The sequence below is a fragment of the Nocardioides sp. ChNu-99 genome, assembly GCF_029493445.1.
In the GTDB taxonomy this organism is placed as follows: domain Bacteria; phylum Actinomycetota; class Actinomycetes; order Propionibacteriales; family Nocardioidaceae; genus Nocardioides.
The window spans coordinates 1-23,132 of sequence record NZ_JAHWBL010000019.1; the positions used below are offsets into that span (position 1 = coordinate 1).

Annotated in this window: 24 protein-coding genes; 10 read left to right on the forward strand and 14 right to left on the reverse strand. The window is 75.4% G+C overall.

Translation table 11 applies throughout. The features are described from left to right. Positions 1-381, reverse strand: a 381-nt coding sequence (locus tag KK617_RS08365; protein ID WP_277499439.1) for an alpha/beta fold hydrolase, incomplete at its 3' end; no start/stop codon positions are given. 61 nt (positions 382-442) lie between these two features. Between KK617_RS08365 and KK617_RS08370 the strand changes: the two genes are divergently transcribed. Beyond that, positions 443-2,047, forward strand: a complete 1,605-nt coding sequence (locus KK617_RS08370) for a PP2C family protein-serine/threonine phosphatase (protein ID WP_277499440.1) — start codon at positions 443-445, stop codon at positions 2,045-2,047. Positions 2,048-2,060: 13 nt separating this feature from the next. Here the strand turns inward: KK617_RS08370 and KK617_RS08375 are convergent, their stop codons facing one another. Both KK617_RS08375 and KK617_RS08380 read right to left on the reverse strand, forming a co-directional pair. Further along, entirely contained in the window at positions 2,061-2,690 is a 630-nt protein-coding gene (locus KK617_RS08375; protein ID WP_277499441.1) for a hypothetical protein, read from the reverse strand. Positions 2,691-2,752: 62 nt separating this feature from the next. Further along, positions 2,753-4,075, reverse strand: a complete 1,323-nt coding sequence (locus KK617_RS08380; RefSeq protein WP_277499442.1) for a glutaminase — start codon at positions 4,073-4,075, stop codon at positions 2,753-2,755. A 67-nt stretch (positions 4,076-4,142) separates the two neighbouring features. Here KK617_RS08380 and KK617_RS08385 point away from each other — a divergent pair, with 67 nt between their 5' ends. After that, positions 4,143-5,489 carry an MFS transporter gene (locus KK617_RS08385; protein WP_277499443.1) on the forward strand — a complete coding sequence of 449 codons (1,347 nt, stop codon included), beginning with the start codon at positions 4,143-4,145 and terminating at the stop codon, positions 5,487-5,489. A 6-nt stretch (positions 5,490-5,495) separates the two neighbouring features. Here KK617_RS08385 and KK617_RS08390 read toward each other — a convergent pair whose 3' ends face one another. Genes KK617_RS08390 through KK617_RS08405 form a run of 4 tightly spaced genes read right to left on the reverse strand, consistent with a single transcriptional unit; the run spans position 5,496 to position 8,758 of the window. Then, the gene (locus tag KK617_RS08390; RefSeq protein ID WP_277499444.1) at positions 5,496-6,650 is read right to left on the reverse strand and encodes an MFS transporter; all 1,155 of its coding nucleotides are present in this window, start codon (positions 6,648-6,650) and stop codon (positions 5,496-5,498) included. A gap of 9 nt (positions 6,651-6,659) precedes the next feature. After that, on the reverse strand, positions 6,660-7,082 hold the full coding sequence (locus KK617_RS08395) for an SRPBCC family protein (protein ID WP_277499445.1): 423 nt from the start codon (positions 7,080-7,082) through the stop codon (positions 6,660-6,662). 33 nt (positions 7,083-7,115) lie between these two features. After that, complete coding sequence (locus KK617_RS08400; RefSeq protein WP_277499446.1) at positions 7,116-7,709, reverse strand: TIGR03086 family metal-binding protein; 594 nt, start codon at positions 7,707-7,709, stop codon at positions 7,116-7,118. Further along, positions 7,706-8,758, reverse strand: coding sequence for a sigma-70 family RNA polymerase sigma factor (locus KK617_RS08405; RefSeq protein WP_277499448.1), 1,053 nt, complete (start codon positions 8,756-8,758; stop codon positions 7,706-7,708). The genes KK617_RS08400 and KK617_RS08405 overlap by 4 nt, the downstream gene beginning before the upstream one ends. A gap of 152 nt (positions 8,759-8,910) precedes the next feature. Here KK617_RS08405 and KK617_RS08410 point away from each other — a divergent pair, with 152 nt between their 5' ends. Then, positions 8,911-9,327 carry a VOC family protein gene (locus tag KK617_RS08410; protein WP_277499449.1) on the forward strand — a complete coding sequence of 139 codons (417 nt, stop codon included), beginning with the start codon at positions 8,911-8,913 and terminating at the stop codon, positions 9,325-9,327. A 214-nt stretch (positions 9,328-9,541) separates the two neighbouring features. After that, on the forward strand, positions 9,542-9,739 hold the full coding sequence (locus tag KK617_RS08415) for a hypothetical protein (RefSeq protein WP_277499450.1): 198 nt from the start codon (positions 9,542-9,544) through the stop codon (positions 9,737-9,739). Here the strand turns inward: KK617_RS08415 and KK617_RS08420 are convergent. After that, positions 9,711-10,223 (reverse strand): DUF2000 domain-containing protein, encoded by a 513-nt coding sequence (locus KK617_RS08420; protein WP_277499451.1) that lies wholly within the window; start codon positions 10,221-10,223, stop codon positions 9,711-9,713. The two genes, KK617_RS08415 and KK617_RS08420, sit on opposite strands and share 29 nt — an antisense overlap. Positions 10,224-10,333: 110 nt before the next feature. On the opposite strand from KK617_RS08420, the gene KK617_RS08425 reads away from it, so the two are divergent. Then, entirely contained in the window at positions 10,334-10,786 is a 453-nt protein-coding gene (locus tag KK617_RS08425) for an Lrp/AsnC family transcriptional regulator (protein WP_277499504.1), read from the forward strand. A 41-nt stretch (positions 10,787-10,827) separates the two neighbouring features. Here KK617_RS08425 and KK617_RS08430 read toward each other — a convergent pair whose 3' ends face one another. Continuing rightward, the gene (locus KK617_RS08430) at positions 10,828-11,589 is read right to left on the reverse strand and encodes a pirin family protein (protein ID WP_277499452.1); all 762 of its coding nucleotides are present in this window, start codon (positions 11,587-11,589) and stop codon (positions 10,828-10,830) included. Then, positions 11,586-12,773, reverse strand: coding sequence for an aminotransferase class I/II-fold pyridoxal phosphate-dependent enzyme (locus KK617_RS08435; protein ID WP_277499453.1), 1,188 nt, complete (start codon positions 12,771-12,773; stop codon positions 11,586-11,588). Before KK617_RS08435 ends, KK617_RS08430 begins: the two co-directional genes overlap by 4 nt. Before the next feature lie 147 nt (positions 12,774-12,920). Here KK617_RS08435 and KK617_RS08440 point away from each other — a divergent pair, with 147 nt between their 5' ends. After that, complete coding sequence (locus KK617_RS08440; protein WP_277499454.1) at positions 12,921-14,270, forward strand: MFS transporter; 1,350 nt, start codon at positions 12,921-12,923, stop codon at positions 14,268-14,270. A 113-nt stretch (positions 14,271-14,383) separates the two neighbouring features. Here KK617_RS08440 and KK617_RS08445 read toward each other — a convergent pair whose 3' ends face one another. The 4 genes from KK617_RS08445 to KK617_RS08460 form a co-directional block, all read right to left on the reverse strand. Next, a complete protein-coding gene (locus tag KK617_RS08445) occupies positions 14,384-16,459 on the reverse strand; it encodes an NADPH-dependent 2,4-dienoyl-CoA reductase (protein WP_277499455.1) in 2,076 nt (691 codons plus the stop codon). Beyond that, positions 16,456-17,022, reverse strand: a complete 567-nt coding sequence (locus KK617_RS08450) for a PadR family transcriptional regulator (protein ID WP_277499456.1) — start codon at positions 17,020-17,022, stop codon at positions 16,456-16,458. Before KK617_RS08450 ends, KK617_RS08445 begins: the two co-directional genes overlap by 4 nt. A 314-nt stretch (positions 17,023-17,336) precedes the next feature. Continuing rightward, positions 17,337-18,512: a lactate 2-monooxygenase gene (locus KK617_RS08455; RefSeq protein WP_277499457.1), complete on the reverse strand. Its 1,176-nt coding sequence runs from the start codon at positions 18,510-18,512 to the stop codon at positions 17,337-17,339. A gap of 84 nt (positions 18,513-18,596) precedes the next feature. Further along, on the reverse strand, positions 18,597-18,911 hold the full coding sequence (locus KK617_RS08460) for an SMR family transporter (RefSeq protein WP_277499458.1): 315 nt from the start codon (positions 18,909-18,911) through the stop codon (positions 18,597-18,599). Between the two features lie 107 nt (positions 18,912-19,018). On the opposite strand from KK617_RS08460, the gene KK617_RS08465 reads away from it, so the two are divergent. From KK617_RS08465 to KK617_RS08480, 4 genes are read left to right on the forward strand one after another with little or no spacing between them, the layout of a single operon-like run. Next, entirely contained in the window at positions 19,019-20,182 is a 1,164-nt protein-coding gene (locus KK617_RS08465; protein WP_277499459.1) for a CaiB/BaiF CoA-transferase family protein, read from the forward strand. 32 nt (positions 20,183-20,214) lie between these two features. Further along, a complete protein-coding gene (locus KK617_RS08470) occupies positions 20,215-21,507 on the forward strand; it encodes an SLC13 family permease (RefSeq protein WP_277499460.1) in 1,293 nt (430 codons plus the stop codon). A gap of 9 nt (positions 21,508-21,516) precedes the next feature. Then, positions 21,517-21,960, forward strand: a complete 444-nt coding sequence (locus KK617_RS08475) for a T6SS immunity protein Tdi1 domain-containing protein (protein ID WP_277499461.1) — start codon at positions 21,517-21,519, stop codon at positions 21,958-21,960. Positions 21,961-21,969: 9 nt separating this feature from the next. Then, on the forward strand, positions 21,970-23,121 hold the full coding sequence (locus KK617_RS08480) for an acyl-CoA dehydrogenase family protein (RefSeq protein ID WP_277499462.1): 1,152 nt from the start codon (positions 21,970-21,972) through the stop codon (positions 23,119-23,121). Positions 23,122-23,132 lie beyond the last annotated feature (11 nt).

Sequence of the window (23,132 nt, forward strand, 5' to 3'; positions counted from 1 at the left end):
CGCCCGCCGCAGCACCCGCGCCGCGCTCGGCGGCCGCCCGCCGCCGTCGGCGGTGGCCGGCGGCCAGAACCCGCCCGGCGAGATCGCGCAGACCGACGCGGCCCGGCCCCGGCGCGCGAGCTCGAGGGCCATCCAGCCGCCCAGCGAGTTGCCGGCGAGGTGCGGGGCGTCGAGGCCCTCCTGGTCGAGCCAGCGCTCGCAGTCGTCCACCAGGTCGGTGATGGTGACGGGGACCCGGCTCGGCACCCGGCCGCCGCGGTGACCCATCGTCGTGGGGGTGCGGACGTCGTGGTGCTCGGCCAGCAGCGGCACCACCTCCCGCCAGGCCAGGCCGCTCATGGTGACGCCGTGGAGCAAGACGAGGGGCGAGCGAGCCGTCACGGGGGCCTCCGAGTTGGTGGTCGTCAGGACGCCGCGTGGCGCCTGCGCCTAGATTGCACCAGTGACCACCGAGATCCCGAGCGCGGGCCTCCGTGCGCTCTACGCGGAGCGCGACTGGGCGGCCACCCCGCTCGGCGACCCCGCGGGGTGGTCCCCGGCGTTGCGCACCGCCCTCGAGATGGTGCTGTCGACCCAGTTCGCCTGCATCCTCCTGTGGGGCGACGAGTTCGCGTGCCTCTACAACGACGCCTACATCGACGTCATCGGCGACAAGCACCCGGCGGCCCTCGGCGAACGGGCCGTCGACGTCTTCCCCGAGGCGTGGCACGACATCGGGCCCCTCATGGAGGGGGTGCTCGGCGGCGGGCCGTCGTTCCGCATCGACGAGGCACACGTTCCGCTCCACCGCCGGGGGTTCCTCGAGGACTGCTGGTTCGTCTACTCCTACTCACCGGTGGCGGGACCCGACGGCGTCGAGGGCGTGCTCGACATCGTCGTCGAGATCACCCCGCACGTGCTGACCGAGCGGCGGCTCAGCGCCCTGACGCGGCTGACGACGGCGCTCGTGGGGGTGGAGTCGCGCGACGAGCTGCGGCGGGTGGCCCGGAAGCTGCTCGCGGACACCCCCGACCTGCCGGCCGCCGAGGTGCGGCTCCCGGGTGGCGACCCCGAGGCGGAACCGGCCGGCACGGACCTCCCCGCCGCGCCCCCCGCGGGGGCGCGGCCCGACGAGGCCGGGGTCGTGGTCGCAGAGGTCGACGGCGGGCGGACGGCCTGGCTGCCGCTCGGCACCGACGGTGACGACGCCCAGCTCGTGTGCCGGCTCTCCCCGCGGCTGCCGTACGACGCGGACTACCGCGACTACCTCCAGCTGCTGGCCACGGTGGTCACCGAGGGCCTGACCCGCATCGAGCTCCTCGCGAGCGAGCGCGCGCGGCACGAGCAGGAGCGCCACCTGTCGCTGGCCCTGCAGCGCAGCCTGCTGACGCCGCCCGCCGCCGTACCCGGCACGGAGGTCGCGGCCCGCTACGTCCCCGCCACCGAGACGGCGCAGATCGGCGGCGACTGGTTCGACGCCTTCCCCCGCGACGCCCACGCGCTCGTGCTGACCGTCGGCGACATCGCCGGCCACGACAGCGAGGCGGCCGTGACGATGGCGCAGGCGCGCAACATCGTGCGGGGCGTCGCGTTCGCGGTGGAGGACAGCCCGGGTCGCGTGCTCGAGGTGCTCGACCGCGCCCTCGAGCGCCTCGACGTCGCCACCGTCGCGACGGCGGTCGTGGCGCACGTCGACCAGGCGCCGTCGCAGGTGGGCACCGGGCGGTGGACCGTCCGGTGGTCGCGCGCCGGCCACCCGCCGCCGGTGGTGCTGCATCCCGACGGCTCCACGTCGCTGCTCGACACGGGCGGCGAGCTGCTGCTCGGGGTGGACGCCTCGGTGCCGCGCGCCGACCACGTGCTGCTGCTGGAGCCGGGCTCGGCGCTCGTGCTCTACACCGACGGCCTCGTCGAGCGCCGCGGCGAGACCCTCGACGTCGGCACCGACCGGCTCCGGGCCACGCTCACCGGCCGGCAGGACCTCGACGCCGACGCGCTGTGCGACCTGCTCGTCGACGGCCTCGACGTGCGCGAGGACGACGTGGCCGTGCTCGTGCTGCGGGTCTGAGCGGGGCCCGCGCTCACACGCGGACGGCGATCTCCTCCCCGAGCCGCGCGCCCTGGCGCAGCTCGAGGTGGTCGCCCGACCAGAACTTGCCGGGGTCGTAGTAGTTCGTCGGTCGCTGGCCGTCGAGCAGGCCCATGGCCTGGTACGTCGCGGCGACCACCTCGGCGCAGTAGGTCTCCTCGACGGGTGCGGTGCGCCGTACCCGGCCGCGGGCCCAGCGCCCCGCCAGCCGCGCGGTCGCGGGGAACGGGGTGCCGTCGAGGCGCGCGATCGTGCGGAGCACGGCGGCCTCCTGCTCGGCCGTCACCCCGCTCGGCCCGGCGCCGGGCACGTCGAGCTGGCGCAGCCACGCGTGCTGGGAGTAACGGTCGCACCACTGCACGACGGCGTCGTGCAGGTCGTGCAGCTGCACGCCGCGGTGGTGCGAGCCGGTCCACACGTCGAGCAGGCCCTTGCCCAGCTCGGCGTGCCACATCAGCGGCGGCATGTCGTCGAGCACCACCGCCATGCCGACGTGGTTGACGGGGGCGTTGGTGACGGCCCGGATGGCGCGGTCGGCGCCGGAGGACCCCCGGAAGAGCCAGAGGTCACCGGTGCGCGTCAGCTCGACGGCGCCGGACAGGCTGAGGCTGTATCCGCTCACCCCGGCATCCTCGCAGGCCCCGCGCCGACAGCGCCCCCGGCGCCCCGGGGCCCGCGGCGCGGCTAGCGCCGCCGGTGCACCTGCGCGTCGACGCCGCCACCGACGTCGATCAACGGGTCGTCGTCGACCGACTCCCGCCCGTCGGCCCCGCCGTGCGCGTCCTCGTCGCCGGCGTGGTCGCCCGCGCCCTCCGGCAGCGCGGCGAGCAGCCCGTCGGGGTCGACGAAGCTGACCGTGTGGCCGTCGAGGTGCAGGCGTCGCGCGCCCTCGAGCAGCATGCGCCGGCCCACCTCGCGCACCTCGTGCACGCGGGTCAGGTCGAGCACGACGGCGGAGGTGCGGGGCGCCTCGTCGGCGAGGTCGCGCAGGAGCCGCTCCATGCCGACGAAGTCGACCGAGCCCTGCAGCTCGAAGACCTCGCCCTCCTCCTCGCCGCCGGGCAGCGGGGAGCGCTCGCGCACCAGCGAGCGCGCGGGCGGCGGCACCTCCATCAGGTGCATGCCCATGTCGGCCGACAGGCGCTCGAAGACCTGCACGCCGCGCACCGAGTTGCCGTGCTTGTCGAGCCGCGGCGAGAACACGGCGAACCCGGCGCGGCCGGGCAGGGCGCCGATGAGGCCTCCGGAGACGCCGGACTTGGCGGGGATGCCGACGGTGGTGAACCAGTCGCCGGCGGCGTCGTACATGCCGCACGTCGCCATCACGCTCAGCACCTGTCGGGCCACCCACCGCGGCACGACCTGCTCGCCGGTGACCGGCTGCACGCCGCCGTTGGCCAGCGTCGCCGCCATCGTGGCGAGGTCGGAGACGGTGACGAGCAGCGAGCACTGCTCGGTGTAGCCGGCGACGACGTCCTGGGGGTCGGTCTCGACGATGCCGTGGTTGCGCAGCATGTAGGCGATCGCCCGGTTGCGGTCCGCCGTCTCGAGCTCGGAGGAGCGCACCTCCTCGTCGACCTCGAGCTCGCGGCCCGCGAAGGCGGCGAACCCCCGGCGTACCCGCTCGGCCTCGAGCATCGAGTGCACCGTGATCGCGCCGGCGTTGATCATCGGGTTCAGGGGCCGGCCGGACTCCTCCTCCAGCGACAGCTCGTTGAACGCCTCGCCCGAGGGCTCGACCCCGACCTTCGTCGAGACCTCCTCCAGCCCGTGGTCGGCGAGCGCGAGGGCGTAGGCGAACGGCTTCGAGATCGACTGGATGGTGAAGGCGGCCTCGGCGGCGTCGCCCACGGCGTACCCGGTGCCGTCGACGGTGCACAACGACAGGGCGAGCCGGTCGGGGTCCGCCTGGGCGAGCTCGGGGATGTACGACGCGAGCTCACCGCTGGTGTCGTCGCCGCAGGTGTCGAGCACCTCGGTCAGGTAGTCCGGCAGGGGGGTGCGCACGGGGACACCTCACCACGGCCCGCAAACCGGGGTGCGCCGTCCCGTGCCCGGCGGCGAGGATGGGCGGGTGGACCCCGCGAGCGACGCCGTCACCGAGAGCCCCGCCCCGCCGCCGCGCGCCGGGCTCGGCCGGGCCCTCGCGCCGTTCGGGATCCCGGCGTACCGGCGCCTCGCCCTCGCCCTCGTCTTCTCCACCTTCGCGAGCGGCACGTGGGCGGTGGCCCTGGTCTGGGAGGTCATCCGGCTCGGCGGCGGCCCGGGCGCGCTGTCGCTGGTCAGCGGCGCCTCGGCCGCCGGCATCCTGCTGCCCGCGCTGCTCGGCGGGGTGGTGGCCGACCGGGTGCCGCAGAAGGACGTGCTCGTCGTGGTCGCCCTCGTCGAGCTGGTCGGCATCGGGGTCGTCGCGGTGCTGGCCGCCACCGACGTCGCCGCGCTGTGGCACCTCGCGGTCGCCGCGTTCGCGACCGGGACGGGCATGGCGTTCTACTACCCGGCGTACTCGGCGTGGCTGCCCGCGCTCGTGCCCGAGCAGCACCTCATGGCGGTCAACGGCTTCGAGGGCGTCGTGCGCCCGCTCGTGCAGCAGGCCGGCGGGCCGGCCGTCGCGGGCCTCGTCATCGGCGCGGCCGCCCCGTCCGCCGCGTTCGGCGTCGGCGCGGCGAGCGTCGCCGTGGGCCTCCTGGTGCTGCTGACCGTGCCCCGCACGGCGGTACGACGCCTGGTCACCCCCGGGGCCGACGGGCCATGCGAGGAGCCCGTCGAGGAGCCCGTCGAGGAGCGGCTGCTCGGCCAGGCGCTCGGCGACGTGCGCGAGGGCTTCGCCTACATGGTGCGCACACCGTGGCTGCTCGGCACGCTGGCCTTCGCCTCGCTGATGACCCTGCTGGTGATGGGCCCGCTCGAGGTGCTGGTGCCGTTCCTGGTGAAGGACGGCCTGGGCGGCGACGCGGGCGACCACGCGGCGGTGCTGGCGGCGTTCGGCATCGGCGGGGCGCTGGGGTCGATGGCGATGGCGGCGTTCCCGATGCCGCGGCGCTACCTGACGACGATGAACGTGATGTGGGGCGTGGCCTGCGTGCCGTTCGTCGGCATGGCCGTGGCGACCGCGGTGTGGCAGCTCGTGGTCTGCGGCTTCGTGCTCGGCGCGCTCTTCGGCGCCCCGATGGTCATCTGGGGCACGCTCCTGCAGCGCCGGGTGCCGCCCCACCTGCTGGGCCGCGTCTCGAGCCTCGACTTCTTCGTGTCGCTCGCCCTCATGCCGGTCTCGATGGCGCTGGCGGGCCCGCTCGCGACGCTGGTCGGCCTGACGACGGTCTTCGTCGTGGCGGGCCTGCTGCCGGTCGGGCTCGCGGTCGCCGCCGTGGTCGTGTTCCGCATGCGCGCCGACGAGGTGGCGCACCCGCTGCGGGACTGACCGGCGCTAGTCCAGGTCCTGCCCGCGCAGCACCGGGAGCATCGCGGCGAGCAGCAGGGCCACCGCCAGGAGGGCCACGGAGGCGCCGCCCACGGCGGCGGCGCCGAGCACCGACGGCACGACGACCTGCCCGACCCGGTTGCCGGCCAGCCGCAGCGTGACGGCCTGGGCGCGCTGCTCTGCCGGCGCCCGCCGGGTCAGCCACGACATCGTCAGCGGCTGGCCGACGCCGAGCCCGAGCCCGACGACCGCGAGCACGACGAACATCACCGGCACCGGCAGGGGTACGGCGAGCAGGGCCAGGCCGCCCGCCGAGGCGACGATGCTCGTCAGCAGCACGGGGCCGCGGCCGAAGCGCCCCGTGAGCCGCCCCAGCCCGACGCGCGAGAGCATCGAGAAGACGGCCCGCACGGTGAGCATCGCGCCGACCGTGCCCGCGCCGAGGCCGCGCTCGGCGCCCAGCGCGGGGAGGTAGACGAGCGTCAGGTCGATCGCGGCGATCACCACGGCGCTCGTGGTCAGCGCGCGGGTGAGCCCGGGCAGGCGCAGCAGTCCCCGCAGGCCGCCGCCCCCGTCGGCCCCGTCCGTGCGGCGCGGCCGGCGCCGCAGGCCGAGCACCGGGGCGAGGAGCACCAGCGGCAGGGCGAGCAGCGCCGCCACCACGAGGATGCGGTCGGTGTCGGGCGCCAGGGCCGTGCCGCCGACCGCGGCGATGAGCAGCGGGCCGAGCGCCTGGCCGAGGGACGCCGCGAACGTGTAGTAGCCGAACGCCGCGTCCAGCCGCGACGCCTCGAACTGGTGGGCCACGTGGGTCTGCTGACCGATGACGCAGGCGAGCTGGCCCGCGCCGAGCAGCGCGTTGCCCCCGACGAGCGTCGCGGGCCCCGCCGGGGCCAGGACCAGGACGAGGCAGGCGCCGACGAGCACGAGGCCGCCGACGAGCTGCAGCGCACCCTCGCCGATCCGGTCCGCCACCGACCCGAGAGGTACGGCGAGCAGCAGCGGCGCCACCGCGAACGCGGCCCCGATCGCCCCCAGCGCCGCAGCGGGCACGTCGACGGCGATCGCGGCGTACGTGCTCGCGGGTCGGGCCAGGAAGACCACGGCCTGCACCACGAGGGAGGAGGCGAGCAGGGCGCCCAGTCGTGCCCCGGACGGCATCCGGGGGGCTCAGCCGCGCCGGGTGGCGCGGGCGAACAGGGTGAGCAGCACGCGGTTGACGCCGGCGAGCGCGAGCCGCTCGAGCACCGGCACGCGGGGCGAGGCCGTGAGCGTCCAGCGCACCTCGGTGGCGTCGAGGCCCCGCACGGTGAGCTCGATGGTGCCGGCGTAGTCGCGGAACGGGATGCCGCTGACCGCCTCGTAGCCCAGCCGGCGGCCGGGCACGAACGCGGTGATGCGCTCGACGATCGCGGGGCCGGGGCCGCCCTCGATCCGCCGTACGGCGCCCACCTCGCCCGGTGCGGTCGCGGCGGTGTCGTCCACCTCGACGCGCAGGCCCGGCGCCCAGCCGGAGATGCGCCGGTGGTCGGCCAGGGCCGCCCAGACCTCGTCGACCGGCCTGGCGATGACGGTGCTCGCGCTCGTCTGCATGCCTCGATCCTGCTGGGTGGTCGGTGGGCCGGTCTAGCGTCGCGGGTCGCGCCCGAGGAAGCAGAGGAGCCGCTCGCCGTGCGAGGCCGCGAACGGCGGCGGCACGGGCGGGGCGAAGCGGGCCGGCCGGTCCTGCGCCACGACGGTCGCGCCGGCCACGCCGAGCAGGTCCCGGGCCAGGGGCGCGGGCAGGGCGGGCCGGCGGGCGGGCGCGGGGTCCAGCGCGACTGCCACGTCCCAGCCGTGCACCGCCACCTCCAGCGCGGCCGCGGCGACGAGCACCGCGGTGGGCAGGGCGACCGACCCGGTCCGCACGGCGCGCGGCGTCGGCCGCGCCCACGCCCCGAGCAGCGCCGACGCCTTGGCCTGCAGGAGCGGCACGCGGGGGACGGGGTGGGCCTCGAGCCGCGGGTCCGGCACCGGTACGACGAACCCGGCCGCCGCCTCGGCGAACGCGTCGAGCGCGTCCTCCATGTGCGCCAGCAGGGCCGCGAGGTCCCAGCCGGCGCACGGGGTCGGCGCGCCCAGCTGCTCGGGCCGCACGCGGGCGAGCTGCCCGCACGTCCAGGCGAGCGCTCGCTCGAGGAGCTCGACCTCGCCGGGGACGACGAGGTCGCCGGCGGTCACGACACGCCTGCGGCGCCCGCCGGGTCGCGCGGGCGGGGGTCGTGGTCGGCCGGCAGCGTGGCGGGCAGCCCGAAGGTCTCGAACAGCCGCTGGTCGAAGAACGCGCTGACGTGGCGCACACGGTCGCCGTCGAGGTCGAGCACCTGGAGGTGGAACGGCTCGAAGTGGCCGGCGGGGGTGCGCATGTAGAGGCCGAACGCCGGCGCGCCGTTGGCCTGGGTGCGCACCATCGGCATGTCGTAGGTGCCGCCCGGGCACTTGGTGCCGATGAGGGTCGCGATGGTCTCGGCCCCGACGTACCAGCCGGTGAAGGGGGGCATCTCCCAGCTGGCCTCGGTGGTGAGGAGGTTGACGATCTCCGTGACGTCCTTGCGCCAGAACGCGTCGACGTAGCGGTCCAGCAGGCGCTGCTGCGCCGGGTTGAGGGACTCCTCGACCGTCTCGTCGGTCAGGCCCTGCTGGGTCATCTGCGCGTGGGCGCGCTGCAGGGCCGAGTTGACGGCGGCGACGGTGGTCTCGAGGGCCTCGGCGGTCTCCTTCGCGCTCCAGCGCAGCACGTCGCGCAGGATGAGGACGGCGCGCTGGCGGGCGGGCAGGTGCTGCAGGGCGGCGACGAACGCGAGGCGGATCGAGTCGCGCTCCGCCACCACCACCGCCGCGTCCGGCACCGGCTCGAGCCAGGGGACCTCGGGGTTCGGGTCCAGCTCGCCGACCACCGCCTCGGGGGTGCCGAGGGCGCTGGGCAGCGGCCGCTTCGGCTTGTTCTCCAGGTTGGTCAGGCAGACGTTCGTCGCGATGCGGTAGAGCCAGGTGCGCACCGAGCTGCGGCCCTCGAAGCTGCGCGCGGCCTTCCAGGCGCGCAGGAAGGTCTCCTGCACCAGGTCCTCCGCCTCGTGGGTCGAGCCGCTCATCCGGTAGCAGTGCGCGAGCAGCTCGCGGCGGTAGCGCTCGGTGAGCGCGTCGAAGTCGTCGAGCTCGGCGGGCGCGGTGGCAGCAGCCTCGGCGGCGGGCTCCGCGAGGGCGGTCGACGTGGTGGGGATGGTGGTCACCGGGGCGCTCCTGGTGGTCGGCGGCGGCAGGCCCTCATCATGACCCGGGGCGGCCCCGGAAATCATCGGTCCGGCCGGCGATGATTCGCGGTGCGCCGCCCGGTCGGAGCACCTGACCGGCCCGCAGGGGGCCGCCACCGAGAGGAACCACCATGACCACCACCCAGCAGGCCACCGACCGCATGCTCTTCGTGAACCTCCCGGTCGCGGACCCCGCGGCGACCCGCACGTTCTGGAGCGAGCTCGGGTTCTCGATCAACGAGGCGTTCAGCGACGAGAACGCCACGTCGGTGCAGCTCAACCCCCTCACCTCCGTCATGTTCCTGCGGACGGACTACTTCCACTCCTTCCACGGCACGACGTCGCCCACCGGCGGCACGAGCGCCCTCTACTGCCTGTCCGCGAACAGCGCCGACGACGTGCGCGCGCTCGTCGAGCGGGCCCTCGAGCTCGGCGCGTCGCCGGCCGGCGAGCCCCAGGAGCAGGGCCCGATGTTCGGCTGGTCGTTCCGCGACCTCGACGGCACCATCTGGGAGGTCATGTGGATGGACCCGGCCGCCCTGGGCTGAGCGCGCGGCGCTCTTCACGGGGCGCGCCGGCGTGCGACCGCCCGGACGTCACCACACCCCCCGGCGGCGGCCTGCAGTGGCGCGGCGTACCCACGGGGAGTGGATGCGGACGGGCGCCCCGCCCCTCACGCCTGCGGCGCACCCCCGGGCTCGGCGACGCAGACGGCGGGCCGGGGCAGGATGGCGTCGTCCGTCCCCGACCCCAGGAGGTCCCGTGAAGCTGTGGAAGGTGCTCGGCCTCGCCGGGCTGGCCGGTGTGACCGCCACCGGTGTCGTCATCGCGCGCGACGCGCGGGCGCGGGGCCAGCTGAGCCCCGACGAGGTCCGCGAGCGGCTGCACCAGCGGCTCGCCGAGGCCGACGGGCGTGACGACCCCGCGGAGGTCACGGGAGCAGGCGCAGACCCTTCGTGAGGCGGTCGACCACCCTCCGGGGCCCCACGAGGCTGACGGCGTAGTAGCCCAGGTGGGCCGACGGGGTGCGCCCGACGGCGAAGAGGTAGTCGTCGTACACGCGGGTGTGCTGCGCCTGCGTCGGCATGTCGGCCAGCGCGACGTCGTCGCGGGCGGCCGCGCGGGAACGCACCGCCGCGAGCCGGTCGGGCGCCGCGCCGAGCACCGTGCAGCCCAGCCACGGCAGCCCCGGGTGTGCGGAGCCGTCCGCGTCGTCGACGGCCGGCCCCAGCAGTCCGGGCACGCGGTCGACCGTGGCCCCGGCGACGCACACGGCCGCGTTGACGGCCCGGCCGGGCGGCAGCGTCTCGTCGACGACCACCACCCACTTCAGCGGTACGTCGCGGGTGGCGGCCGCGGTGTCGACCTCGTGCGGTCCGAAGCCGACGGGTGGGGCGCCGACGGGTGGGGCGCCGACGGGCGGGATGGCGGCGGTCTCGGTCACGGGTGTCTCCTGGTCGAGCGTCGGGCAGTACGCCGCTGACGCTAGGAAGACGTTCGCCACGACCGCAAGCAGCCCGGAGTTCGTCAGGCAGAATGGCCGGTGTGGCTGACATGGACGAGCTGGACCGGGCGATCCTGGCCGCCTGGGCGACGGATGCACGGCGGAGCCTGCGCGACATCGCGGCGGAGGTCGGCGTCTCGGCCACGACCGTCCACGACCGCGCCCGGGGCCTCCAGCGGCGCGGCGTCGTGCGGGGAGCGCGGCTCGACGTCGACCTGGCGAGCATCGGCCGGCCGGTGCAGGCGCTCATCGCGGTCCGGATCCGCCCGCCGTCGCGCGCGAGCATCGAGGCGTTCCGCGACTGGGTGAGCGCCCTGCCGGAGACGGTCGGGGTGTTCGTCACCTCGGGCGGCGCCGACTTCATGGTGCACGTCGCCGTGCCGGACAACGACCACCTCTACGCGTTCGTCATCGACCGGCTGACCTCGCGCGCGGAGATCGCGGACGTCGAGACGTCGGTCATCTACGAGCACCTGCGCAGCGACCGGGTGCCCCCGGCCTGAGGCGCCGCGCGCCCGGCTGGTCCGGGGACCGACCCATCCGCTCAGGCGTCGGCGTCGAACGCCCACACGACGAGCTCGGTCCCGTCGTCCCGGGGTACGACGACCTGCTCGCCGGCGTCCCGCAGGCGCCAGGCATCTCCCTCCCCCCCGCCTGGCGCCGCGGGTCCGTCGTACCCCCCGTCGGGCTGCGTCCCGAGCGGGCCGCGCTCGGGGAGGGTGACGGCGCCGCGGGCGACGTACAGGTGCAGGAGCGGAGCGTCGGGCAGGCGGAGCGGTACGCCGGCCCGCGGCCGCGCGACGAGCAGCCGGGCGCCGCGGGTGCCGAGGGGGAGCCCGCCCGCGCCGGCCAGCGGTGTGAAGCCGTCGGGGTCGAGGACGGCGGTGGTGCGGGTGGTGCGGGGCGGGCGGCCCGGCTCGTCGGGGCGCAGCCACACCTGCAGGAACCGGGTGGGGCCGGCGGCGGGGTCGACGAGCTCGCTGTGCCGGATGCCGGAGCCGGCGCTGGTCACCTGCACGGTGCCGGCGCCCAGCGCGGCGCGGGAGCCGTCCACGGTGTCGGTGTGGGTGAGCTCGCCGTCGAGCACCCACGTGACGATCTCGAGGTCGGTGTGCGGGTGGTCGGGGTAGCCGCCGCCCGGCGCGACCCGGTCGTCGTTGTGGCAGACCATCGGGCCGAAGCCGAGGTTCGCGGCGTCGTAGTGCGGCCCGAACGAGAAGGCGTGCACCGTGGTGCGGTCGTCCCGCACGGTGCGGAACGCGTCGGCGCCGCGCCGCACCTCGCCCGGGCCCCCGGCGGCGCTCACGTCAGCGCCCGGGCGATCCGCTCCACGAGGGCCTCCAGCCGCTCGGGGGTGGTGGCCAGGTTGAGCCGCACGTGACCCTCGAGCCCGGGCTCGTAGTCCTGGCCCGGTGCCGGCCAGGCGCCGTGCGCGCGGGCGGCGGCCGCGGGGTCGGGGACGCCGTACGCCCGCAGGTCGAGCCAGGCGAGGTACGTCGCCTCGAGCGGCCGCGTGCGCGCCTGCGGCAGGTGCGCGGCGAGGAGGTCGGCGAGCAGCGCGCGCTGGGCCGCGAGGCGCTCGACGAGCGCGGCGAGCCAGTCGTCGGCGTCGCTCCAGGCCGCGACGCCGGCGGCCACCCCGAGCCGCGAGACGCCGTGGTTGGCGGAGTGCACGACGCCGCGCAGCGCCGCGGCGTCGGCCGGGTCGGGGGTGACGAGGTGGGCGCAGGCGAGGCCCGGCACGTTGAACGCCTTCGACGCGCTCGTGACGGTGATGCCGCGCGGGTCGACCGCGAGGTACGGCGTGAAGCCGGCCCCTCCCGAGCCGTCGGGGGCCGCCGCGCCGTCGGGCTCGGGCAGCACGAGCGGGGCGTGCACCTCGTCGGCGACGACGCGGGCGCCGTGCCGCTCCGCGAGGTCGCGCACGGCCTCCAGCTCGGCGCGGGTCCAGCGGCGCCCGAGCGGGTTGTGGGGCGAGCAGAGCAGCAGTCCGCGGGCGCCGGCGGCGAAGGCGGCCTCGAGCCGGTCGAGGTCGAGCGTCGCGGTCGGCGCGTCGGGGTCGACCGGCAGGGCGACGACCTCGCGGGCGGCCAGCGCCAGCAGCTCGCGGAACGGCGGGTAGCAGGGGGTGGGCAGCACGACCGGACCGGGCGGCACGAGGGTCTCGACCGCGACGCGGAGGCCGGTGACGACGTCCGGGGTGAGGGTGAGCGAGCCGGCGGGCACGTCCCAGCCCCAGTGGCGGGCGGCGAAGCCGCGGAACGCCCCGGCCAGGGCCGCGGTGTCGGAGCCGTCGTCCTCGGCGCCGTCGAGGGAGAGGTGGGGGTAGCCGGTGCGGCCCGTGCGCAGCGCCGCGGCCACCGCGGCGGTCACGGCCGGCGCCGGGGCGTAGTCCATCTCGGCCACCCAGGCGGGGATGGTGCCCTCGGGGACCGCCGACCACTTGAGCAGGGCGGCGCGGGCCTCGGCGTCGGTGAGGTCGCGGATCACGGGATCGACCGTAGCCGGGTCAGCCGACCTCGCCCGCGAGCCGCCACGACGAGGTGCTGCGCGCCGTGGGGGTGAGACGTGATTCCCACGCTTCGAGACGCCCGGCGTAGCCTTCCCGGGTCCCCCGCCGCTGTCACGGAAAGACCCATGTCCACCGCACACGCCCCCTCCGCGACCGACGCCCCTGCCAATCCGCGCTCCCGCGTGCTGGTCGCGAGCCTCGTCGGCACGACGATCGAGTTCTACGACTTCTACATCTACGCCACCGCCGCGGTGCTGGTCTTCCCGCACCTGTTCTTCCCGGCGGGGAACGACACCACTGCGCTGCTCGCCTCGTTCGCCGTCTTCGGCGCCGCGATGGTCGCCCGCCCGCTCGGCGCGGTCTTCTTCGGCCACCTCGGTGACCGGAGGGGACGCAAGGTCACGCTCGTCGTCTCGCTCCTCACGATGGGCGTCGCCACCTTCGCGATCGGCCTGCTCCCGACGTACGCGCTCGTCGGCTGGTTCGCGCCGCTCCTGCTGGTGCTGATGCGCCTCGCGCAGGGCTTCGCGATCGGCGGTGAGTGGAGCGGCGCTGCCCTCGTGGCCACGGAGAACGCGCCGGCCGGCAAGCGCGCCTGGTACGGCACCTTCCCCCAGCTCGGCGCCCCGCTCGGCTTCATCCTCGCCAACGGGCTGTTCCTGACCATCGCCGCGCTGATGCCGTCGGACGACCCCTCCACGCCGTCCGACATGTTCCTGTCGTGGGGGTGGCGCATCCCGTTCCTCTTCTCCGCCGTCATGGTCGTGGTCGGCCTCTACGTCCGGCTGCGCCTCGTCGAGAGCGCCGCGTTCCAGCGCGCGGTGGAGAAGGGGAAGGTCACGAGGCTGCCGCTGGGCGAGGTCGTCCGCACGCACGGGCGAGAGCTGGTGCTCGGCACGTTCTACATGCTCGCCACCTACGTGCTCTTCTACCTGATGACGACCTACTCGCTGAGCTACGGCCGCGCCGCCACCGACGCCGAGGTGCCCGGACTGGGCTACACCTACAACGGTTTCGTGCTGATGATGATCGTGGGCGTCGTCTTCTTCGGCATCTTCACCATGGTCTCCGGCCCGGTCGCCGACCGCTTCGGGCGGCGCGCGCACCTGCTCGTCGTGACCGCCGGCATCATCGTGTTCGGCCTGTGCTGGGTGCCGCTGCTGGAGGCGGGCGACGTCGGCGTCATGGCGTGGCTCATCCTGGGATTCAGCCTGATGGGGCTCACCTTCGGCCCGATGGGCGCGCTGCTGCCCGAGCTGTTCGCGACGAACGTGCGCTACACGGGCTCCGGGTTGTCCTACAACGTCAGCTCGATCCTCGGCGCCGCCGTCGCCCCGTTCATCGCGGTGTGGCTGTGGGGCCTCGGGGACGGCAGCCCGTTCCTCGTCGGGGTCTACCTCTCGGTGATGGGCCTGCTCACCTTCGTCGCGCTGGCCGTGGGTCGCGACACCCGCAGCCTCGACATCGACCGCTGACCGGGGGCACCCACCACCCCCCGGCCCCCCCGGCCCCTCCGACCCCGGCCCGGTCGCGGTAGGAGCGATAGCCCTCGACTACCGCTCCTACCGCGACCCGGAGGAGTCGCCGCTCAGCCCGGCAGCGCCGCCACGACGCGGGTGGCCTGCTCGATGGCGCGCTTGGCGTCGAGCTCGGCCGCGACGTCGGCGCCGCCGACGAGGTGGCGCCCCGCCGCGGTGCCGGACGCGGCGGCGGTGAGCGCGTCGTACAGCCCGCGCACCGACTCCTGCCCGGCGCAGACCACGACGTGGTCGACGGCGTAGAGCCGCTGCTCCCCGTCGACGGTGACCCACAGACCCTCGTCGTCGATGCGGTCGTAGGTGACGCCCGCGACCTGCACGACGCCGGACTGCTTGAGCACGGCGCGGTGCGCCCACCCCGACGTCTTGCCGAGGCCCACGCCGATGGGGGTGGTCTTGCGCTGCAGCAGGTAGACCTCGCGGGGTACGGCGCGCGGCTTGCGGTCGGTGAGACCGCCGCGGTCGAGCGCAGGGTCGCCGACGCCCCAGTGGGACTTCCAGGCCTCGACGTCGTCGATGGTCTCGGCGGGGTCGTGGGTGAGGAAGTGGGCGACGTCGACCCCGATGCCGCCGGCGCCGATGACGGCGACGCGGCGCCCGCAGGTGACGCGGCGGGCGAGCACGTCGGCGTACGACACGGCCTTGGGGTGGTCGATGCCCGGGATGTCGGGCAGGCGCGGCTCGACGCCGGTGGCGACGACGACCTCGTCGAAGGCGGCCAGGTCGTCGGGGCGGGCCTCCGTGCCGAGGCGGACGTCGACGCCGAGCACCTCGAGCCGGCGGGTGTAGTAGCGCAGCGTCTCGGCGAACTCCTCCTTGCCGGGGATCTGCACGGCCAGCTGGAACTGGCCGCCGAGGTGGGGGTTGCGCTCGAAGACGGTGACCGCGAAACCGCGCTCGGCCGCGGAGGTGGCAGCGGCGAGGCCGGCCGGCCCGGCGCCGACGACGGCGAGCGTGCGGCGGCGCCGCGTCGGGGCGAGCACGAGCGTGGTCTCGCGGCACGCGCGCGGGTTGACGAGGCACGACGACTTCCGGTTGCTGAACGTGTGGTCGAGGCACGCCTGGTTGCACGCGATGCACGTGTTGATCTCGTCGGCGCGGCCCTCGGCGGCCTTGGCCACGAGGGCGGCGTCGGCGAGGAACGGCCGGGCCATCGAGACGAGGTCGGCCTCCCCGCCGGCGAGCAGCTCCTCGGCGACCTCGGGGGTGTTGATGCGGTTCGACGCGCAGACCGGGGTCGCGACGCCGGCGGCCCGCAGCGCCGCGCGCAGCCGCGCTGTCGAGTCGCGCCACGCGGCCCGCGGCACCTGCGTGATGATCGTCGGCACCCGCGCCTCGTGCCAGCCGATGCCCGTGTTGAACACGTCCACCCCGGCCTCGACGAGCCGCAGCGCCAGCTCCTCGGTCTCCTCCCACGTCTGGCCGTCCTCGACGAGGTCGAGCAGCGAGATGCGGTAGTCGAGGAGGAAGTCGTCGCCGACCAGCTCGCGGGTGCGGCGCACCACCTCGATCGGGAACCGCATCCGGTTCTCCGCGCTGCCGCCCCAGCGGTCGGTGCGGTCGTTGGTGCGGGCGGCGAGGAACTGGTTGACCAGGTACCCCTCCGAGCCCATGATCTCGACCCCGTCGTACCCGGCCTTCTGCGCCAGCCGCGCGGCGCGGGCGAAGTCGCTCGCGGTGCGGTCCACGGCCTTCGTGCTCAGCGCGCGCGGCGTGAACGGGGTGATGGGGCTCTTGCGGGCCGACGCGCCGACGCTGAGCGGGTGGTAGCCGTAGCGGCCCGCGTGCAGCACCTGCAGCACGATCTTCCCGCCGTGCTCGTGCACCGCGTCGGTGACCTGCACGTGGCGGGCGGCCTGCAGCCGGGTGGTCATCTCGGAGGCGAAGGGCTTGAGCCAGCCGCGCTTGTTCGGGGCGTAGCCGCCCGTGACGATCAGCCCGACCCCGCCGCGGGCCCGCTCGGCGAAGTACGCCGCCAGCTTCGCCACGTTCCAGGGCGCGTCCTCGAGCCCGGTGTGCATGGAGCCCATGACGCTGCGGTTGCGCAGCGTGACGCTCCCCGCGCCGTGGGCGGTCGGGATCGTCAGGGGGCTGAGGAACGTCGGGTACGGCGTGGGGCCGGTCATCGGGTCTCCTCCGGGTCGGCGGGGGTGGGGGTGAGCTGGTGGGCGGTGAGGTACTCGGACAGCCACGTCACCCAGAACTCCTCCATGAGGAGCCCGCCGCGCAGCACGAGCCAGCGGTCGAGCGCTGCGCCGCTGAGGGCGGACGGGTCGGGGAACTGCTCCGCGGCCATGCCGCGGAAGGTGGCGAGGCGCGCCTCGTGGTCGGCGAGCCGCGCGGCCAGGTGGGTGAGCAGGGCCTCGCGGTCGCCGTACGACGCCGCGCGCATCTTCACCGCGATCTCGGTGCGCAGACGCTCGGGCGGGCTGGGCTCGGCGAGCCAGGCGGCGAGGACGTCCTCGCCGGCGGGGGACACGGCGTACACCTTGCGATCGGGCTTGCCGGACTGCACGACGGTCTCGACGCCCACCCAGCCGTCGTCGGCCATGCGGGCCAGCGTCCGGTAGACCTGCTGGTGGCTGGCGTGCCAGAAGAACCCGATGGTGCGCTCGAAGCGCTGCGCCAGCTCGAGGCCGGACCCGCTCCGCTCGCGCAGCGCGACGAGGAGGACGTGCTCGAGGGCCATGACCGCAGCATGGCATGCAACGAGTTGCAGTGCAACGAGTTGCACCGCGGGAAGCCCGCCGAGTCGTCGCTGACCGCACGCCCAGGCCCGCCGAGTCGTCGCTGACCGCACGCGGCCGGCCCCCCGGGGTCGCGGTAGGAGCGATAGCGGACGACTACCGCTCGTACCGCGACCGCGCCGCGATCGCGCCGGCACACTGCCGGCCCCGGGGTCGCGGTAGGAGCGGTAGCGGACGACTACCGCTCGCACCGCGACCGCGCCGCGATCGCGCGGGCCGGGGCGCCCGTCCGCACCGGTGGGCGCCGGGGCCGCCCCTAGGGCAGGGGCGCCACGGCCCGCAGCGCCTCGCGCGACAGGACGGCGACGCTCGGGTAGCCGTTGATCGCCATCGTCAGGTCCGTCTCGGCGAGCAGGCACCGCAGCACGTGCTCGACGCCGGCCTGGCCGCCGACGGCGAGGCCGTAGGCGTAGGGCCGGCCCACCGCGACGGCGCGCGCCCCGAGCGCGAGGGCCTTGACGACGTCGGGCCCGCTGCGCACGCCCGAGTCGAAGACGACCGGCGCGTCGCCCGCGGCGTCGACGACCTCGGTGAGCACGTCGAGGGCGGGGAGGCCGCCGTTGGCCTGGCGACCGCCGTGGTTGGAGCAGTAGATGCCGTCGATCCCGGCGTCGACGGCGCGCCGGGCGTCGTCGGCCGAGCAGATGCCCTTGAGCAGGATGGGCAGGTCGGTCAGCGAGCGCAGCCAGGCGAGGTCGTCCCAGCCGAGGCTCTGGTTGCCGAAGATCATCGCCCAGTGGCCGACGGCGGCCTGCGGGTCCTCCTCGGGGGGCGCCGCCAGCCGCGAGCGGAACACGGGGTCGGAGGTGTAGTTGGCCAGGCAGAGCCCCTTGAGCTGCGGGAAGCTGGCGAGCGCGAGGTCGCGCGGGCGCCACCCGAGCGTCAGGGTGTCGAGGGTGATGACGAGGGCCGTGTAGCCCGCCGCCTCCGCGCGGCGCACCAGGCTCTCCGTCAGCTCGCGGTCGTTCGGCGGGTAGAGCTGGAACCACCCGGGCGTGTCCCCGAGCTGGGCCGCAACGTCCTCCAGCGGGTCCTGCGAGAGGGTCGAGGCGATCATCGGTACGCCGGTCGCGGCCGCCGCGCGGGCGGTCGTGAGGTCCCCGTGGCCCTCGGGCTCGCAGATGCCGAGGACGCCCACCGGCGCCAGCATCAGGGGCGTGGCGAACCGGCGCCCGAACAGCTCGACGCCGAGGTCGCGCTCGGCCGCGCCGGCGAGCATGCGCGGCACGAGGCCCCACCGCTCGAAGGCCCGCACGTTCGCGCGCTGGGTGTGCTCGTCGCCCGCGCCGCCCGCGACGTACGACCACACCTCGGGCGACATGGCCTCCTCGGCGGCGGCCTCGAGGGTGCGGAAGTCCATCGGCAGGCTCGGCATCGTGCCACCCAGTCCCTCGAGGTAGATGCCGAACTGCCAGTCGCCGTGGTTCGCCACGTCGGGCCCCCTTGCTCGTCGTCGGCGTCGACCCCCGGCGCCCGCGACGGAGCGTAGACCCGCCTCCCAGCCCCGGGGCGACGCTCAGTGCGCGAGCTTCAGCCCGATCACGCAGGCGACGATGCCGAGCAGCAGGAGCGCGCGGACCAGCGAGAACGCCTCGGCGCCGGTCACCATCGCGTACGACGCGGTGAGCGCCGCGCCGATCCCCACCCACACGGCGTACGACGTGCCCACCGGCAGCGTGCGCATCGCCCACGCCAGCCCGACCATGCTGGCCACGACCGACACGCCGAACACGACGCTCGGCCCGAGGCGCGTCAGCCCCTCCGAGCGCGACAGCGCGGTCGCCCAGACCGCCTCGAGACACCCCGACACCACCAGCACGACCCACGCCATGCCCGCATCCTGCCGCGCCTGCATGACGCCCACGTGTCGTGCCGGGACCGAGCGGACGCTCGGTGACCCCTCGCGACGTTGACAGTAGATCTGTCATGATCCGGCCCATGGTGCTCTCCCTGGGACACGGAACCGGCCCCCTCGCGGGCCTCAAGGTCGTCGAGCTGGCCGGCATCGGCCCGGGCCCGCACGCCTGCATGATCCTGGCGGACCTCGGCGCCGACGTGATCCGTGTCGACCGTCCGGGCGGGGGCGCGCTGAGCGTCGTGGCGGACCCGCGTCACGACCTGCTGACCCGCGGGCGACCCAGCGTGGCGGCGAACCTCAAGGACCCGGCGGCCTGCGACACGGTGCTCGAGCTGGTCGCGGGCGCCGACGTGCTCGTCGAGGGCCTGCGCCCCGGGGTCACCGAGCGCCTCGGGCTCGGGCCGGACGACTGCCTGGCCCGCAACCCGCGTCTCGTCTACGGCCGGATGACCGGGTGGGGCCAGACGGGTCCGCTGGCGCAGGTGGCGGGCCACGACATGGACTACGTCGCGATCGCCGGCGCGCTGCACGGGCTCGGCCAGGACAAGAGCCGGCCCCACTTCCCGGCCAACCTGGTGGGCGACTTCGGCGGCGGCTCGACGTACCTCGTCATCGGCATCCTCGCCGCGCTGCTGGAGCGGGGGGTCAGCGGGAAGGGGCAGGTCGTCGACGCCGCCATCGTCGACGGCACCGCGCACCTCAACGCGATGGCCTCCGCGATGCTCGCCGGCGGGGCGCTCAAGGAGGAGCGCGCGGCGAACGTGCTCGACGGCGGGATCCCCTACTACGACGTCTACGAGACCTCCGACGGCGAGCACGTCGCGGTCGGGGCGCTCGAGCCGCAGTTCTTCACCGCGCTGGTCCGCACCCTGGGGATCGAGGAATCCGCGCCCGGCCAGGCCGACTTCGACCGGTACGACGACCTCCGCGAGGCGCTGGCGGACACGTTCCGCACCCGCACCCGGGACGAGTGGGCCGAGGTGTTCGACGGCAGCGACGCCTGCGTCGCCCCGATCCTGCGGCTCAGCGAGGCCGCGCAGCACCCGCACATGGTGGCGCGCGGCGTGTTCGTGGAGCACGAGGGCGTCGTGCAGCCCGCCCCGGCGCCGCGCTTCTCCCGCACGCAGCCGACGCTGACGCTCGCCCCGTCACGTGCGGGCGAGCACACCCGCGAGGCCCTCGCCGCGTGGGGAGTCGAGGGCGTCGACGAGCTCCTCGCCTCGGGGGCCTTCGTCCAGGCCTGAGGCCCCCGGGGGGCACCTGGCACCCTGACCCGGTGACCGTGCTCGCCGTCCTCGCCGCGGGCGCGTGCCTCCTCGCGGCGCTGGCGCTGCAGGGCTGGCGCCAGCTCGCCGTGGGCGTCGTCGCGGCCGTGGCGGTGCTCGCCGCCGGCGCCGTCGACCTCGCGGCGGCCCGCGCGACGGTCGCGGACCTGGGCCCGGTCGTCGGCTACCTCGTCGCCATCCTGCTGCTCGCGGGGCTCGTCGAGCGCGGCGGGCTCTTCGCCTGGCTCGGGTACGCCGTCGCGCACCGGTCCCGCGCCCGCCCGGGCCGCCTGCTCCCGCTCGCCGTGGCCGCGGCCGCCGGCGTGACCGTGCTGCTGACGCTCGACGCCACCGTCGTGCTCCTCGTGCCGGTGCTCGTCGTCGCCGCCCGCGTGCTGGCCGTCGACCCCTGGCCCGTCGACCTGGCCGCGGTGCGGCTGGCGAACAGCGCCTCGATCCTCCTGCCGATCTCGAACCTGACGAACCTCGTCGCCTTCGAGGCGTCCGGGCTGTCCTTCGCCCGCTTCACGCTGCTGATGGCCCCGGCCTGGGTGGTGGTCGTGGGCCTCGAGCTCGCCCTGCTCCGTGCGGTCGCGCGCCGTTCCGCCGGCCCTGCCTCCCGCAGCGCCCCCGCCGCCGACCCCGCCCCCGCCGTCACGACGCCGCCCGCGGCCGCGCCGCGCCCCGACGGCCCGACGGTCGTCGTGCTGGTCCTGGCCCTCGCCGCGATCGTCGCCGGGGGCCAGGTGCACCTCGACCCGGTCTGGCCCGCGCTCGCCGCGGCGGCCCTGCTGGGCGCGCGGGCGGTGACCACGCGCCGTACCGGCCTGCGGGTCGCGCCCGCCACCCTCCTACGGGAGGCGGGCCTGCCGTTCGCCTCCTTCGTGCTGTGCTGGGCCGTCGCGGTCGCGGCGCTGGCCGAGCAGGGCGGGGCCGACCTGCTGGCCCGCCTGCTGCCCGACGGCACGGGACCGGTCGCCCTCGTCGCCACGGCACTGCTGGCCACCGTCGTCGCGAACGTCGTCAACAACCTCCCCGCGACGTTGCTGCTCGTGCCGCTCGCCGCCCCGCTCGGCGCCCCGGCCGTGCTGGCGGTGCTGGTGGGCGTCGGCGTGGGGGCGGGCGCGACGTACGCCGGGTCGCTCGCCAACCTGCTGTGGCTGCGCAACCCCGCCGTCGACCACCCGGTCGACGTCGGCCGCCGCTTCCACCTCGCCGGCCTGCTCGCCACCCCCGTGCTCGTCGTCGCCGCGGCCCTCGCGCTGGCCGCCACGGTGGGGTTGACCGGCGGCGGCACGGGGTAGGGGCGGCGGGTGCCCGTCGAGCTGCTGCGCCCCGCCACCTCCGACGACGTCCGGGGACTCGCCGACTGGACGTGGCTGCCCGGCCTGGTCGACCAGCGGCCGCTGCTGGTGACCGCGTTCGCCGACGTCGTCCTCGCGGGCGACGACGGGCTCTGGTTCCTGTCGACCGTCGAGGGCAGCCTGGAGCGCTGCTGGGCCGACCTCGACGACCTGCGCGCCGCGCTCGACGACGTGGAGGCCCAGGACCGGTTCCTCCACGCCTGGCTCGTCGAGGGCGCCGCCCGCCGGGGCCTCGAGCCCGGGCCCGGCCAGTCCTACGCCTTCACGGTCGCGCCCGTGCTCGGCGGCGCCTTCACCGCGGCCAACGTGCAGGTGCTCGACAGCGTCGTGGCCCTGTCGCTGAACGGCCAGCTGCACCGCCAGGTCGGGACAGGCAACCCGCCCGCCTGGTAGAGAAGTGACGTGGACCTCACCCTCAGCCCCGACCAGGAGGCGTTCCGCGCCGCCGCCCGCGAGTTCTGCGACCGGGAGGTCGTGCCGTTCCGTGCCGAGTGGGACCGGGCGGAGGCCGTGGACCTCGCCATCGTTCCCAAGCTGGGAAAGCAGGGCTTCCTCGGGCTGATGATCCCGGCGGAGTACGGCGGGCTCGAGCTCGACCTGCTCATTTACTGCCTGGCGATGGAGGAGCTCGGCCGCGCCGACTCCGCCATCCGCGGGATCGTCTCGGTCTCCGCGGGCCTCGTCGGCAAGCCCCTGCTGGCCCACGGCACGGAGGAGCAGAAGCAGCGCTGGCTGCCCGGCATCGCGAGCGGCGAGCTGCTCGGCTGCTTCGGTCTCACCGAGCCGGGCCACGGCTCGGACGCGGCCAACCTCCGCACCCGTGCGGTGCGCGACGGCGACGACTGGGTCCTCGACGGCGAGAAGATCTTCATCACGAACGGCACGTGGGCCGACGTGTGCCTCGTGTTCGCCCGCACCGGCGGCCCCGGCCCCCGAGGCGTCTCCGCCTTCCTCGTGCCCACCGACACTCCCGGCTTCGAGCGGCGCGAGGTGAAGGGCAAGCTCGGGCTGCGTGGCCAGGCCACCGCCGCGCTGTCGTTCTCCGGCGTCCGCGTGCCCGCCGACGCGCTGCTGGGCGAGGAGGGCGGCGGCTTCCGCATCGCGATGTCGACGCTCGACACGGGCCGCATCGGCATCGCCGCGAGCTGCACCGGCATCATCGCCGGCTGCCTGGAGGCGACGGTGGCCTACACGGGCGAGCGCGAGCAGTTCGGCAAGCCGATCGCGGCCCACCAGCTGGTGCAGGAGCTGATCGCCGACATGGCGGTCGACGTCGACGCCGCGCGGCTGCTCGTCTGGCGCGCCGCCGACCTGGCCATGCGCGGCGAGCCCTTCTCGACCGCTGCCTCCAAGGCCAAGCTGTTCGCCTCCGAGGCCGCGGTCCGCGCCGCGAACAACGCGATCCAGGCGTTCGGCGGCTACGGGTACGTCGACGAGTACCCGGTGTCGAAGTACATGCGGGACGCCCGCGTCATGACGCTCTACGAGGGCACGAGCCAGGTCCAGAAGCTGCTCATCGGCCGCGCCGAGACGGGCATCGCCGCGTTCGGGTGAGCCGCTGCCTA

Excerpts from the sequence above, each read along its gene's own strand:
- KK617_RS08390 (WP_277499444.1), bottom strand. The coding sequence starts at position 6,650 with ATGCCGTCCGGGGCACGACTGGGCGCCCTGCTCGCCTCCTCCCTCGTG.
- KK617_RS08395 (WP_277499445.1), bottom strand. The coding sequence starts at position 7,082 with ATGCAGACGAGCGCGAGCACCGTCATCGCCAGGCCGGTCGACGAGGTC.
- KK617_RS08410 (WP_277499449.1), top strand. The coding sequence starts at position 8,911 with ATGACCACCACCCAGCAGGCCACCGACCGCATGCTCTTCGTGAACCTC.
- KK617_RS08425 (WP_277499504.1), top strand. The coding sequence starts at position 10,334 with ATGGACGAGCTGGACCGGGCGATCCTGGCCGCCTGGGCGACGGATGCA.
- KK617_RS08440 (WP_277499454.1), top strand. The coding sequence starts at position 12,921 with ATGTCCACCGCACACGCCCCCTCCGCGACCGACGCCCCTGCCAATCCG.
- KK617_RS08445 (WP_277499455.1), bottom strand. The coding sequence starts at position 16,459 with ATGACCGGCCCCACGCCGTACCCGACGTTCCTCAGCCCCCTGACGATC.
- KK617_RS08450 (WP_277499456.1), bottom strand. The coding sequence starts at position 17,022 with ATGGCCCTCGAGCACGTCCTCCTCGTCGCGCTGCGCGAGCGGAGCGGG.
- KK617_RS08460 (WP_277499458.1), bottom strand. The coding sequence starts at position 18,911 with ATGGCGTGGGTCGTGCTGGTGGTGTCGGGGTGTCTCGAGGCGGTCTGG.
- KK617_RS08465 (WP_277499459.1), top strand. The coding sequence starts at position 19,019 with ATGGTGCTCTCCCTGGGACACGGAACCGGCCCCCTCGCGGGCCTCAAG.